Origin of the sequence: Hyphomicrobium zavarzinii ATCC 27496 (assembly GCF_000383415.1) — a bacterium.
Lineage (GTDB): Bacteria > Pseudomonadota > Alphaproteobacteria > Rhizobiales > Hyphomicrobiaceae > Hyphomicrobium_C > Hyphomicrobium_C zavarzinii.
This window is the reverse complement of sequence record NZ_KB911260.1, coordinates 229,307-242,936: the sequence shown is the minus strand read 5'-3', so window position 1 is coordinate 242,936 and position 13,630 is coordinate 229,307. Positions and strand designations below refer to the sequence as shown.

Sequence of the window (13,630 nt, the reverse complement as noted above, 5' to 3'; positions counted from 1 at the left end):
CGCTTCATTCATCAGGAGCCTGATCCCGCGCCCCGCGAGCGCTTCCATCAGGCCGTCCCGCAGATCCTCGTCGAAGCCGCGCAGCACCTTGTCCCGGCGATGAACCAGCGTCGTCTCCACGCCGAGCCCGGCGAAAATCGAGGCGAACTCGACCGCAATATAACCGCCGCCGCACACCACGATGCGCTTCGGCAGATCCTCCAGCTCGAACACCTCGTTCGAGGTGACGATGTGATTGGCGCCCGGAATATCGCCGTAACGGCTCGGCCGCCCGCCGGTCGCGATCAGGATAGTCCGCGCCGTGATCCGCTGCCCGTCGGAAAGCTTCACCGCACCGGGGCCAATCAGCTCCGCGCGCGTCTTGAGCGTCACCACGCCCTTGGCCTTGAGATTGCTTTCGTAGATCTGCTCCAGACGGGCGATCTCGCGATCCTTATTGGCGATCAGCGTCCGCCAGTCGAACGTCGCAGGCCCGCTCGTCCACCCAAAGCCGCGCGCATCCTCGAACTCGTCGCCGTAGCGCGACGCATAGACGAGCAGCTTCTTCGGCACGCACCCGCGGATGACGCACGTGCCCCCGTAGCGGTCCTCCTCCGCGATCGCGACCTTCGCTCCATAGCCGGCCGCGATGCGCGCCGCGCGAACGCCACCGGATCCGCCACCGATGACGAAGAGATCATAGTCCGTCGCTGTCATGTTTTAAGGCTCGGGCTCATGGGTCCGTAAGTCGGCGTAAACCTGACTGAACTGCGCCACCCGCGCAACCTGCCCGGCCGCCGCAGCGCCGGCCAAGACCGGGATCAGACCGCCTCTTCGTGGCTCTCCCCGTAGCTGGCCTCGATCACCGCGACCCCGTCGGGACCGCCGATGATGGCCGCATCGGCAATGCCGAGGAACAAGCCGTTCTCCACCACGCCCGGAATGAACTTCAATGCCTCGTCGAGGGATTCGGGATCGTCGAGACGCCCGAAGGCGCAGTCGAAGATGTAGTTGCCGCCGTCCGTCACGAACGGCTGTCCATCCGCACCCAGACGAAGCCTGATCTCGCCATGGCAGCCCGCGTCTGCGGCCAGCATCTCGATCATGTTGCGCGTGGCCGTCACACCGAAGCGGACCACCTCGACCGGAAGCGGGAATGCTCCGAGCTTTTCCACGCGCTTCGAAGAATCCGCGATCACGATCATGCGGTCGGACGCCGTGGCGACGATCTTCTCACGCAGCAGTGCGCCGCCCCCGCCCTTGATCAGCCGCAGCTCGCCGTCGAGCTCGTCCGCCCCATCGATCGTGAGATCGAGCAGCGGCGTCTCGTCGAGCGTCGTCAGGGGAATGCCGAAGCGCGCGGCCTTGATCCGCGTCTCCTCCGAGGTCGGCACGCAGATGACGGAAAGTCCCTTCTGAACCTCCGCGCCCAGCAGCTCTACGAACAGTGAAGCCGTCGAGCCCGTACCCAGGCCGAGCCGCATCCTGGGCTCCACGAAGCTCAGCGCCCGGCGCGCTGCGTCCAGCTTGTAGGTATCGACCGACGACATTCCGTTGTCCTTCCGAAAATACCTTTGTCTGCCAGCCGATCAGCGCGAGGGCAAGCTTGAAGAACGGCCGGAAGAGGCTCAGACGGAAGAATGCGGCGGATGTGCGCCTTGCGAGCCCTATCTTAAGCGCATAAACGAGGACCATGCAAAATGCGACCCTCGTTTTCGACCTGGACGGAACGCTCGTCGATACGGCGCCCGATCTGGTCGCCGCCACCAACCACGCCCTCGCCGACCTCGATCTGCCTCCCATCCCTGCCGAAACGCTGCGTCACGCCATCGGGTTCGGCGCCCGCCGCATGATTGTGGAGGGGCTGAAGCAGACCGGCCTCACGCTGCCGGACGCCGAGCTGGACCGCCTCCTGGCGCTCTTTCTCGATTACTACGAGCCGAACATCGCCCGCGAGAGCCGCCCCTTCGAAGGCGCCGTGGAGGTGCTCGAGCGCTTGAAGGGAGAAGGCGCCCGCCTGGCCATCTGCACCAACAAGCGCCTCGCGCTCGCCGAGCGCCTGCTGCGGGAGCTGCGCATCGATGGCCTCTTCGCCGCCATCGCAGGGCGAGACAGCTTCCCGGTCTACAAGCCCCACCCCGATCACCTGACCGGCGCCGTGCGCATGGCGGGCGGTGACGTGAGGAACGCGGTCATGGTGGGCGACACCAGCATCGACATCGCAGCCGCCCGCGCCGCCATCGTGCCGGTCATTGGCTGCACCTTCGGCTATTCGGATGCGCCGATGGATACCCTCGCGCCGGACGCCATCATCACGGGCTATGGCGAGTTGGAACCCGCCGTCCGCGCGCTCCTCGCCAATTTTTCCGCGGGAGCCGCGGCCGGAGCTGCAAAGCCACAAATTTAACAGATGGCACGCCTAGGACGTTTGCCGTCGAGGAGGCGGTCAGGGGCTGGCCTGGCGGCACAACGCCGGGCTGTCAGGGACAACGAGACAACTCAACACGTTAGAATGCGCCGGCGCCATACGGCCGCGTTCGAGACCTGCGACAGGTCACAAGGACAAAGGATACGTCATATGCTGAAATCACTGACTGCCGCTCTTGCGATCTCCGCGGCCCTCGCCACTGCGTCGTTCGCGGCCGATGCGCCGAAGGACTCGGACGAGTGCCTGAAGCGTGCCATCGACCTGGCCGAATCCGCCGAGCAAAAGAAGCTCCCGGAGGACAAGCTGGCCAAGATCGAGGATCTGCTGACCAAGCTCGAAGGCCATTGCGAGCAGAGCCAGTTCACCGAGGCCGCCGCCGTCGCCACGGAGATCGAAGGCGCGATCGGAAAATAATCCTCCGGGCGCCATCGCCGGAGCGAAAATATCCAATGATTTCGGGAGAGCGGCCCCTGTGCCGCTCTCTTTATATTAGGGCTTTGGAAAGGCTCTGAGACGGTAGGCCGTTTGACAGCGGGCCGATCCTCTCCCATGTTCCCGGCCCGAGTTTGAAGCATGGAACCGTCCCGCGCAGCGCACCGCGTCGGACAATTTAAAGTGGAGCGCGGCGGGAAATCCCAGGCGCCGGAACGGTCAAGGCCCGCAATATTATGAACGTCGTTATCGTGGAATCGGCCGCCAAGGCCAAAACGATCAACAAATATTTAGGCAGCAACTACAAGGTGCTGGCGTCCTTCGGTCACGTCCGCGACCTGCCGTCGAAGGACGGCTCCGTGGTCCCCGACAAGGACTTCGAGATGACCTGGGAGATCGACGGCGGCTCCCAGAAAATCATCCGCGAGATCGCAGACGCGGTCAAAAACGCCGACAAACTGATTCTCGCCACCGACCCTGATCGCGAGGGCGAGGCCATCTCCTGGCACCTGCTGGAGATCCTCGGCCAGAAGAAAGCCCTCAAGAAGGGTCTCGAGATCGAGCGCGTGGCTTTCAACGCGGTCACCAAGCAGGCGATCCTCGCCGCACTCGCCGAACCGCGCCAGATCGACGAGCCTCTGGTGGACGCCTACCTGGCCCGCCGCGCCCTCGACTATCTCGTGGGCTTCACGCTCTCTCCTGTGCTCTGGCGCAAGCTGCCGGGCGCGCGCTCTGCCGGCCGCGTGCAATCCGTGGCGCTGCGCCTGGTCTGTGACCGCGAGGCCGAGATCGAGGCCTTCAAGACCGACGAATACTGGACCATTGAGGCCACCCTGGCCACTGCGAAGGGCGAGGAGTTTCCGGCTCGCTTGAACGCGATCGGCGGCGAAACGCTGAAGAAGCTCGGCATCAAGGACGAGGCGACCGCGTTCGCCATCAAGCGCGCCATCGAGAAGGGCGAGTTCCGCGTTGTCTCCGTCGAGAGCAAGGACGTCAAGCGCAACCCCTATGCGCCGTTCGCGACCTCCACGCTGCAGATGGATGCCTCTCGCAAGCTCGGCTTCTCCGCGAAGCAGACCATGCAGGTCGCCCAGCGCCTCTACGAAGGCGTCGACGTCGGCGGCGAGACGGTCGGCCTCATCACCTATATGCGAACCGACGGCGTCACCATCGTGCCGGAGGCGATCAACGCCATCCGCGGTCTCGTGGCGCGCGAATACTCGCAGAAGTACGTCGCTCCCTTCGTCCGCGAGTACAAGACCAAGGCGAAGAACGCGCAGGAAGCACACGAGGCTATCCGCCCCACCGACGTGACGCGCAAGCCGTCCGATGTCGCGCGCTATCTCGACAAGGACCAGGCTCGCCTCTACGAGCTTGTCTGGAAACGCGCCGTCGCGAGCCAGATGGCCTCGGCGGAGTTCAAGCAGACAACCGCCGATATCGAGATCAAGGGCCGCGACGGCAAGACGTACACGCTGCGCGCAACGGGCTCCGTCATTCAGTTCGACGGCTTCCTCAAGGTCTACGACGAAGGCCGTGACGATCGCGTCATGACCCTGAACAAGGGCAAGGAAGATACCTCCGAGGAGGAGGATACCAGCCGCCGCCTGCCCCAGCTCCGCGAGGGGGACCGCGTCACCGACCGCGCGATCGAGGCCGAGCAGCACTTCACGCAGCCCCCGCCGCGCTACTCGGAAGCCACCCTCGTCAAGAAGATGGAGGAGCTCGGCATCGGGCGCCCCTCTACCTACGCCTCCACGCTCGCCGTGCTGCAGGAGCGCGACTACGTCCGCATCGACAAGAAGCGCCTCATCCCCGAGGACAAGGGCCGCCTCGTCATCGCCTTCCTCGAAAGCTTCTTCCGCAAGTATGTGGAGTTCGATTTCACCGCCGCGCTCGAGGAGAAGCTCGATCTCATCTCCTCCGGAGAGATGGAGTACAAAGAGGTGCTGCGCGATTTCTGGCGCGATTTCACCACCGCCATCGACGGCATCAAGGACCTGCGCGTCGGCGATGTGCTCGAAGCGCTGAACGAGATGCTCGGGCCGCACATCTTCCCCGCCAAGGAGGACGGATCCGATCCGCGCGCCTGCCCCAAGTGCGGCACCGGCCGCCTGTCGCTCAAGATCTCGGGCAAGTCCGGCGCTTTCATCGGCTGCGGCAACTATCCCGACTGCAAATACACCCGCCAGCTCACGGGCGATGCCTCGGGCGCTACGGGTGACCGCGAGCTTGGCTTCGATCCCGAGACCGGGCTCCCCGTGCTCGTCAAATCCGGCCGGTTCGGGCCCTATCTCCAGCTCGGTGAAGCCGAAGGCGACGAGAAGCCGAAGCGCTCCTCGATCCCGCGCGGCATCGATGCGGCCACCATCGATTTCGAGAAGGCCATGCAGCTTCTCTCTCTGCCGCGCGAGGTGGGCATCCATCCGGAGACCGGCACGCCGATCCTCGCCGGCCTCGGCCGTTACGGCCCCTTCGTGCAGCACGACGGCACCTATGCCAACGTCGACAGCATTGAGGATGTCTTCACCATCGGCTTGAACCGCGCGGTCACGCTGATTGCGGAGAAGCGCGCGGGCAAGGGCAATCGCTTCGGTCGCGCGGCAGCCAAGACCGTCTTGAAGGATCTCGGAGAGCATCCCGGCGGCGGCGGCAAGATCCAGGTGCTGGAAGGCAAGTACGGCCCCTACGTCAGCCACGACAAGGTCAACGCCACGGTGCCCAAGGGCACCGATCCCGCAACCCTCACGATCGACGACGCGATCCGCCTCTTGCAGGAGCGCATCGCCAAGGGCGGCGGCAAGAAGCCTGCGAGGAAGGCAGCTGGCAAGGCGAAGTCTTCAAAGACAGCCGCGGCCGACGCCGAAGCGGAGGGCGAGAAGAAGCCCGCCAAGGCCAAGGCTGCAAAGCCCAAGTCCTCAACCGCCGCCAAAGCCAAGCCAGCCGCCAAGAAGAAAGCCGCCTCGAAGGCCTCCACCGAAAGCTGATGGCGACGAAGATCTCCGCATAAGGTCAGTCATGGCACGCAAGCCGCCCACGCGACGCTCGATGCCGAAAGGTGGCAAAGGGTTTCGCAGAGAGCCCGTAAGGCGGCAGCGCGACGAGGGTTTGCCCTCGCGCGAGGAGATCCTTCAGTTTCTGCGCGAAAGCGACAGCACTGCGGGCAAACGTGAGATCACCCGCGCCTTCAACATCAAGGGCGAGGCGCGCATCGGCTTGAAGCGCCTGCTCTCCGAAATGGCAGCCGAAGGCTTGCTCTCGGGCACCCGCAAGGAGCTGCGCGAGGTCGGCAAGCTTCCTCCCGTCACCGTGCTCGAAGTGACGGGCCGCGACAGCGACGGCGATCTCATCGCGCGCCCGGCCGTCTGGAATGCGGCCGACGGCGAAGCCCCCGCCGTGCTCGTCCTCACCCATCGCGCACGCGCCGAGGAGCGCGACGCCATCATCGGCGTCGGCGACCGCATTCTTGCTCGCGTGACGGAGCTCGCCGAGCCCGATGTCGAAGGCCTCAAATACGAGGCCGAGCCCATCAAGGTTCTCCCGCGCGACAAACGCCGCATGCTCGGCATCTATCGCACCCATGCGCGCGGCGGCGGCACCATCGAGCCCGTGGACCGCCGCGAGCTGCGCGCCTGGCAGGTGCGCCAGGGCAACGACGGCAACGCGAAGGACGGCGACCTCGTCCGCTTCGATCTTTCGGCGCGCAACCGCCAGTCCGTTTCCGAAGCGCGCGTGCTCGAAAGCCTGGGCAACCCGCACGACCAGCGCAAGATCAGCCTGATCGCCGTCCACGCCCACGGCTTGCCAGACGATTTCCCCGCCCCCGTCATGGCGGAGAGCGAAGCGCTGGAGCCGTTCTCGGCAGACGACCGCACGGACCTGCGCTCACTGCCCCTCCTCACCATCGACCCCGTCGATGCGCGTGACCACGACGACGCCGTTTACGCCGAGCCCGATGCCGATCCGCGCAACCGCGGCGGCTTCGTCGTCATCGTCGCCATCGCCGACGTCGCGCACTACGTCCGCCCCGGAACCCGCCTCGACAAGGAAGCCCAGCTTCGCGGCAATTCGGTCTACTTTCCCGACCGCGTCGTGCCCATGCTGCCAGAGCGCATCTCGAACAATCTCTGCTCGCTGCGCGAAGGCGAAGACCGGCCCTGCCTCGCCGTCCGCATGATCTTCAACGCGCACGGCCAGAAGCGCCGCCACGAGTTCCTGCGCGCGGTGATGAAGAGTGCGGCCAAGCTCAGCTACCAGGAAGCCCAGGCTGCCATCGACGGACGCGTCAGTGAGAAATGCGCCCCTCTCATGGAGCGCGCGCTCGCGCCGTTGTGGGAAGCCTACGGCGCGCTTGCCCGCGCCCGAGACCAGCGCCAGCCGCTCGACCTCGATCTTCCGGAGCGCAAGATCCTTCTCGATCAGGAAGGCCGTGTGGCCCGCGTCGTCGTACCCGAACGCCTCGATGCCCACCGCCTGATCGAGGAGTTCATGATCCAGGCGAACGTCGCGGCCGCCGAGACGCTCGAGCAGATGAAGACCCCGCTCGTCTATCGCACGCACGACGTGCCCTCGAAGGAGAAGCTCAAGAGCCTGCGCGATTTCCTCGAAACGCTCGACATGAGGCTGCCCGCCAGCAACGTCCTCAAGCCTGAGGCGTTCAACAAGATCCTCGCGCAAGCCAAGTCGCTACCCGTGCCGGAGCTCGTGAACGAGGTCGTCCTCCGCTCTCAAGCACAGGCCGAATACACGCCGCAGAACATCGGCCACTTCGGATTGAACCTAGCGAAATACGCCCACTTCACCTCGCCAATCCGCCGTTACGCCGATCTCATCGTGCACCGCGCCTTGATCCGCGCGCTGAAGCTTGGCCCGGATGGCCTCGATGACCAGGAGATCACGCGCCTCGCCGATACCGCCAAGGAGATCTCCGACGCCGAGCGGCGCGCCATGGCCGCGGAACGCGAGACCGTCGACCGCCTGATCGCCTCTCACCTGGCCGAGCGCATCAACGCGACGTTCGAAGGACGCATCGCGGGCGTCACGCGCTCGGGTCTCTTCGTCAAGCTGAAGGAGACGGGCGCCGACGGCTTCGTGCCGGTCTCGACGCTGGGACAGGACTTCTACAACCACGTTGAGGAAGCCCACGCCCTCGTCGGCAGCCGCAGCAACGAGACCTATCAGCTCGGCGACGAGGTGACGGTGCGCCTCGTAGAGGCCGTGCCCACCGCCGGCGCCCTGCGTTTCGAGATGTTGACGCCGGGTAAGAAAGGCACGCTCAGCCACCTCAAGGGCGCCCACAAATTCCGCAAGCGCCCTCGCCAGCGGCGCAGATGAGGCGGATAAGAGAGACAATGCCACGTTGAGAGCGAGCATAGGCCCGCTTAGAGTGAGCAGCGAGAGGTCACCGAGCCCCTGCCGGGGATCCCGCCTCCGCCCCCAGGAAGACGTACCATGATCGAATTCGACACCGCCTCCCCGCAGCCCGGCTCACGCCCGGCAGAGAGCGCCGAGCCCCGTTCCGTCACCACCGCCATGATGCGCGGCTTCGCACAGAAATGCCCTGCCTGCGGAGAAGGCGCGCTGTTCCACAAATACCTCAAGGTCTCGGATGTCTGCCCCGTATGCGGCGAGGAATTGCACCATCAGCGCGCAGATGACGCGCCGCCGTACTTCACCATGGTCGTCGTCGGACACGTGGTGGTGGGCGGCGTGCTGGCGCTCGAGCAGACTTACGCACCGCCGAGCTGGGTGCACCTCGTCATCTGGCTGCCGACGATCATCATCATGAGCCTGCTTCTGCTCCCGCGTGTCAAAGGCGCGCTCGTCGGCCTGCAATGGGCGCTTCGCATGCACGGCTTTGGCGGCCACGCCGACGAGGTCGAGCCTCTGCCCGATCCCGAGCGGCAATGACCGGCCCGAGACGAAACGGCATGCCGAAGCCCGGGCGCGACACCGGCGATACATCGCGCGCGCATCAGAGGCCGCGAGACGCCGCCACCCTCGTCATCGTCGATCGCACAACGTCCTCCCCTCGCATCCTGATGGGACGGCGCAGGCCCGATCAGGTGTTCCTGCCCAACACCTTCGTGTTCCCAGGCGGACGCGTGGAGGCAGCCGACCGCGCATTCGCGCGTCACCACGCACTCGCACCGAGCGAGACGGAGCGCTTGAAAATCGCCATGCGTGGACGCCCCACGGACACGCGCGCCGCCGCCCTCGCACTTGCAGCCATTCGCGAGACGTTCGAGGAGACGGGCATCGTTGTTGGAGAGGCCGCAGGCGCAGTCCCGCAGGACCCTGAGGGCGGCTGGAGCGATTTCCTGGCGGCAGGCTTCCGGCCGCGTCTCGACAGGCTTGCGTTCTTTGCACGGGCCATCACCCCGCCCGGGCGCCCACGCCGTTATGACACGCGCTTCTTCATCGTCGATGCCTCGGAGGTCGCCCATCGCGCCGAGCGCGTCGACGGCGAGTTGCTCGACATCGATTGGTACACCATCGAACGCGCGAAAACGCTCGATCTCCCGTCCATCACGCGCCATGTGATGGAGGACATCGCGACACTCGTAAACATGCATGGAAAACATCGTCAAAAGAACGGTGTTCCGTTCTATGTGGAGCGCCACGGCCGCCTTGAACGCAAGATTATCTAACGCGCCCATTCTACAGCTTGACACTCAAGGCGCGGTCAGTATGGTGCCCAATCCGAATTTAAGAGTTATTCCACTTCGAGGTCTCTAGGCCAATGGCTAAGCAGATTACCCAGAAGATCAAGCTGCTCTCCACGGCGGGAACCGGCTTCTTCTACGTGACGAAAAAGAACCCGCGCACGTCCACCGAGAAGCTCGTTTTCAAGCGCTACGACCCCGTCGTTCGCAAGCACGTCGAGTTCAAAGAGACGAAGATCAAGTAATGCGCCGCCGCTCGCCTTCGAGCGGCGCAAAGGCCAGACGCACGATGGCCCGGCCCCCGATCAGCGCACGGGATGCCAGCAGGCTTTGACAGATCTGATTTCGGAAAAGGCCCTCAACCAGGGTCCGTAACCGCTCGGCAGCGGGGTAAGCATTCCGAGATAGCCACGGACCCTGGCCTAGTGACCAGATGGCGTCAAAGAGGGCGTTGACTTACCACCTGGTGTCGTAGTGGACCCAGAAACGGTGTAACTGAGGAGGTGACTCCAAGCCGTCGCGGACCCCACTACAATTTCCCGCTCCATCAGGAGATGCGGCGGACCCAATGGGCTGCGGGAACCGTTGGGCTTGAACGATCGGCAAAACGCAAACTCGCGCCAATCGGTATCAAGACCAATATTGTGTGATCTCCCTCCACTAAATATAAGTCTGGCAGAACAGATCGGCGATTGCAAGTTTAGAGCTTGACCATTGCGTGGCAACCACGGCCACAATCCGATTCGGAGTTAATTCCCCCGAAGGCTGATCGAGATAGCAGATTATAGTCCGTGGACTGCACTTATGCGCACAGCAGCATTGAACATTGCTCGCTTATGCAGCAATCCAGTTTTCTGAAATTCTTTAAAAGGGTTGTCGCCTACGGCTCTCACGCCGCATCCGCGACGACCTGATTGCGCCCCTGCCTTTTGGCAGCATAAAGAGCATTGTCTGCCCGTTTGAAGAGCGCTTCGGGGGTATCCCCGTCTCCCTCCCAGGTTGCAAGCCCGACGCTTGCGGTGACCCAGATTTCGCGATCTTGCCCAATTTGGAAGGGCTGGACTGCGACACACTCACGCACCCTCTCCCCCACTTGACGGGCAAGGATCTTGTCGGTGTCGGGCATGATGATCAGAAATTCTTCTCCGCCGAGCCGGCACGCCATGTCCACGCCGCGGGTATAGCGGCGGAAGCGCTCAGAGAATTCCTTTAGCACCAGGTCGCCGGCATCGTGGCCATAGGTATCGTTGACGTTCTTGAAGTGATCGATGTCGGCGATCAGCACCGAGAGCGAGCGGCCGGTGCGTTTCGCATCCGTAATCAGCGTCTTCAGATGGCGCTCCATGTAGCGCCTGTTGTGGAGCCCCGTGAGCGGATCGGTGATGGAGAGCTCCACGCTCTCGCGGATCTGGTTCCTCAGATAGTCCGAGAAGCGCTTGCGACGGATCTGCGTCTTCACCCGCGCCAAAAGCTCGTGCCGGTCCACCGGCCGCATCAGGTAGTCGTTCACGCCCATGTCCAGGCCGCGCAGCAGACGCGCCTCGTCGCCGGGATCGACCATGATCAGGATCGGAAGATGGCGCGTGCGGTCCAGGGAGCGAACCTGCGAGCAGAGCCTCAGCCCATCCGAATGCTCGAGATTGAGCGCCACCACGAGAAGGTCGAACGGCTGATCGGCAAGATGCAGAAGCGCCGCCTGCGGATCCGTCTCGATGTAGGCATCATGCGCCTTGGCGAGCGCAGACATCACGCGCTGAGACGAGCGGGGATGGTCGTCCACCACCAGCACGCGCCCCGGCCGGTCGGCCAGGATGCGCCCCAGCGTGTCCTCGTCCGCGAGCCCCATCTGCCGGCTCGTCGTCACGCGCATCAGCATCTCGTCGTTCAGCATCTTGAGCCGCGCGAGACTCTTGACGCGTGTGACGAGCGCGATGTCGTCCACCGGCTTTGTCAGAAAATCGTCGGCGCCGCTGTCGAGGCCCTGAATCCGGTCTGACGCCTGGTCCAGCGCCGTCACCATCACCACGGGAATGTGCAGCGTCTGCGGAGACGCCTTGAGCCTGCGGCAGACTTCGAAGCCGTCCATGCCCGGCATCATCACGTCGAGCAGCACCACGTCGACGCGCTCACGCTGACAGATCTCGAGGGCGTCGCGCCCGTTCGTTGCCGTGACGATCTCGAAGTACTCGGCTTCGAGCCTGGCCTGCAGAAGTTTGATGTTGGCCAATATGTCGTCGACGACAAGAACTCTGGCAGTCATGACTAACTCTCAAAACACCGACGCCCGTTCCGCAATCCACGCGCGGATCAAGCATCCCCCACGAAACGCCGCACCGTATCGAGAAACACCGCGACCGAGATCGGCTTCGAAACGTAAGCCTCACATCCCCCGGACCGAATGCGCTCCTCGTCCCCCTTCATGGCAAAGGCCGTCACCGCAACGACGGGAATGTCGCGCAGCTCCTCGTCTTCCTTCAGCCATTTGGTCACCTCGAGCCCGGAGACTTCCGGAAGCTGGATGTCCATCAGAATAAGATCTGGCCGGTGCACCCGGGCGAGCGTCAGAGCATCGAGCCCATTGCGGGTTTGGACGGTGAGATATCCATAAGCGTCGAGCAGGTCGTGGAAGAGCTTCATATTGAGCTCGTTGTCCTCCACGATCAGCACGGTCTTCGCAGCACGACGAACGCCCTGCGTCTGGCCCTCGACGGCCATTCTCGTCTCCTGATAGGTCATCGTCGAAGGTCTTCACCTTGCCCCGCCTTTAACTGCACCGATTCTGCGGGCCATATGGAGAGCAGTGTGCCCGAGTTAGCTTAAGCAACTGTTGAAACATGGCGCCTAGAGACCGATGGTGCGCTAACTAGCGGAAAATAAAAGAAAAGGGAGAAAGCGCAGGAATGAGAAAAACGGGCTCGAAACCGACGGCCGAAAGCGCCTCGACACTGGCTCTGACGGGCCTCTCCTTCCTCGCCGAGGACGGCCCCCGGCTTGGCCGCTTCCTCGCCCTCACCGGCATCGGCCCTGACCAGCTCCGCGCCGCGGCAGGAGCCCCCGAGACCCTGCTCGCAGTGCTCGACTACCTGCTCGGAGACGAATCCCTTCTTCTTGTATTTACAGCGTCCAAAGGCTTCGCGCCGGAGAGCGTGGAGCCGTCGCGCGCCGCGCTGGCGCAATCGCTCGGCATCGAGGCCGCCCGTGAGTAGCCCGGTGATCCCGAGCCTCCGCATCGGCATCGATCTCGGAGGCACCAAAATCGAGGGCCGCGTGCTGGCCGTCGATGGCGAGGAGATCACCCGCTACCGTATCCTGGCGCCCCAGGGCGATTATCAGAACACGGTGACGGCGCTGACGGACGTTGTCCGCCACCTTGAGGCCCAGGCCGGCTCCCGCGCCACCGTCGGCATCGGCATGCCGGGCTCCCTCTCCCCCACCACCGGTCTCGTCCGCAACGCCAACTCCACCTGGCTCAACGGCCGCCCCTTGCGTCAGGATCTGGAGGCCGCACTCGAACGCGAGGTGCGAATGGCCAACGACGCCAACTGCTTCGCGCTCTCGGAAGCCGTCGACGGCGCGGGAGCCGGCGCCCGAACAGTCTTCGGCGTCATCGTCGGCACCGGATGCGGCGGAGGCATCGTCATCGACGGCCGTGTTCTGGAAGGAGCGCGCGGCATCGGCGGCGAATGGGGCCACAATCCCCTTCCCTGGTCCGAGCCGGACGAGCATCCCGGCCCCGAATGCTGGTGCGGCCGCAAGGGCTGCATGGAGATGTGGGCCTCCGGGACCGGCCTTTCGGCCGACTACAAGAGACGGACCGGCGAGCTGGTGTCGGGCCACGAGATCGTCTCGCGCGCCGAGCTGGGAGAGGCCGCCGCGCAGACCAGCCTAGACCGCCACGCCTCCCGCCTCGCGCGCGGGCTCGCGCACATCGTCAACGTCATCGATCCGGAAATCATCGTGCTCGGCGGCGGCCTCTCGAAGCTGCCGCACCTCTACGAGGTGCTGCCCCGCCTCGCGGCGCCCTACGTCTTCTCCGACGTCGTAGCCCTCGACATCCGTCCCCCCAAATGGGGAGACGCCAGCGGCGTGCGCGGCGCCGCCTGGCTATGGAACACGTGAGAAGAGT

13 protein-coding genes are annotated in these 13,630 nt (G+C 64.4%); 9 read left to right on the top strand and 4 right to left on the bottom strand.

The annotated features are described in order from the left end of the window. Positions 1–696: FAD-dependent oxidoreductase (locus F812_RS0117600; RefSeq protein WP_020087309.1), on the bottom strand; the 696-nt coding region annotated here is incomplete at its 3' end. A 104-nt stretch (positions 697–800) separates the two neighbouring features. Then, positions 801–1,529 carry a ribose-5-phosphate isomerase RpiA gene (rpiA, locus tag F812_RS0117595; RefSeq protein ID WP_020087308.1) on the bottom strand — a complete coding sequence of 243 codons (729 nt, stop codon included), beginning with the start codon at positions 1,527–1,529 and terminating at the stop codon, positions 801–803. A 143-nt stretch (positions 1,530–1,672) separates the two neighbouring features. Here rpiA and F812_RS24475 point away from each other — a divergent pair, with 143 nt between their 5' ends. The 7 genes from F812_RS24475 to rpmG all read left to right on the top strand — a co-directional run bounded on the left by F812_RS24475 (position 1,673) and on the right by rpmG (position 9,749). Continuing rightward, positions 1,673–2,386 (top strand): HAD-IA family hydrolase, encoded by a 714-nt coding sequence (locus F812_RS24475; RefSeq protein WP_020087307.1) that lies wholly within the window; start codon positions 1,673–1,675, stop codon positions 2,384–2,386. Between the two features lie 171 nt (positions 2,387–2,557). After that, positions 2,558–2,821 (top strand): hypothetical protein, encoded by a 264-nt coding sequence (locus F812_RS0117585; protein WP_020087306.1) that lies wholly within the window; start codon positions 2,558–2,560, stop codon positions 2,819–2,821. A gap of 254 nt (positions 2,822–3,075) precedes the next feature. Next, the gene (topA, locus tag F812_RS0117580; protein WP_020087305.1) at positions 3,076–5,826 is read left to right on the top strand and encodes a type I DNA topoisomerase; all 2,751 of its coding nucleotides are present in this window, start codon (positions 3,076–3,078) and stop codon (positions 5,824–5,826) included. Between the two features lie 31 nt (positions 5,827–5,857). Continuing rightward, complete coding sequence (rnr, locus tag F812_RS24470; RefSeq protein ID WP_020087304.1) at positions 5,858–8,173, top strand: ribonuclease R; 2,316 nt, start codon at positions 5,858–5,860, stop codon at positions 8,171–8,173. A gap of 117 nt (positions 8,174–8,290) precedes the next feature. Then, positions 8,291–8,749 carry a DUF983 domain-containing protein gene (locus tag F812_RS24465; protein WP_020087303.1) on the top strand — a complete coding sequence of 153 codons (459 nt, stop codon included), beginning with the start codon at positions 8,291–8,293 and terminating at the stop codon, positions 8,747–8,749. Positions 8,750–8,769: 20 nt separating this feature from the next. After that, positions 8,770–9,489: an NUDIX hydrolase gene (locus tag F812_RS24460; protein WP_020087302.1), complete on the top strand. Its 720-nt coding sequence runs from the start codon at positions 8,770–8,772 to the stop codon at positions 9,487–9,489. Positions 9,490–9,581: 92 nt separating this feature from the next. After that, positions 9,582–9,749, top strand: coding sequence for a 50S ribosomal protein L33 (gene rpmG / locus F812_RS0117560; protein WP_020087301.1), 168 nt, complete (start codon positions 9,582–9,584; stop codon positions 9,747–9,749). A gap of 644 nt (positions 9,750–10,393) precedes the next feature. Here rpmG and F812_RS0117555 read toward each other — a convergent pair. Continuing rightward, positions 10,394–11,764 carry a PleD family two-component system response regulator gene (locus F812_RS0117555; protein ID WP_020087300.1) on the bottom strand — a complete coding sequence of 457 codons (1,371 nt, stop codon included), beginning with the start codon at positions 11,762–11,764 and terminating at the stop codon, positions 10,394–10,396. Between the two features lie 47 nt (positions 11,765–11,811). Then, complete coding sequence (locus F812_RS0117550; protein ID WP_051113869.1) at positions 11,812–12,219, bottom strand: response regulator; 408 nt, start codon at positions 12,217–12,219, stop codon at positions 11,812–11,814. Between the two features lie 185 nt (positions 12,220–12,404). Here F812_RS0117550 and F812_RS0117545 point away from each other — a divergent pair, with 185 nt between their 5' ends. Both F812_RS0117545 and F812_RS0117540 read left to right on the top strand, forming a co-directional pair. Then, positions 12,405–12,710, top strand: coding sequence for a DUF3572 domain-containing protein (locus F812_RS0117545; RefSeq protein ID WP_020087298.1), 306 nt, complete (start codon positions 12,405–12,407; stop codon positions 12,708–12,710). Further along, on the top strand, positions 12,703–13,623 hold the full coding sequence (locus tag F812_RS0117540; protein WP_245257705.1) for an ROK family protein: 921 nt from the start codon (positions 12,703–12,705) through the stop codon (positions 13,621–13,623). The genes F812_RS0117545 and F812_RS0117540 overlap by 8 nt, the downstream gene beginning before the upstream one ends. Positions 13,624–13,630 lie beyond the last annotated feature (7 nt).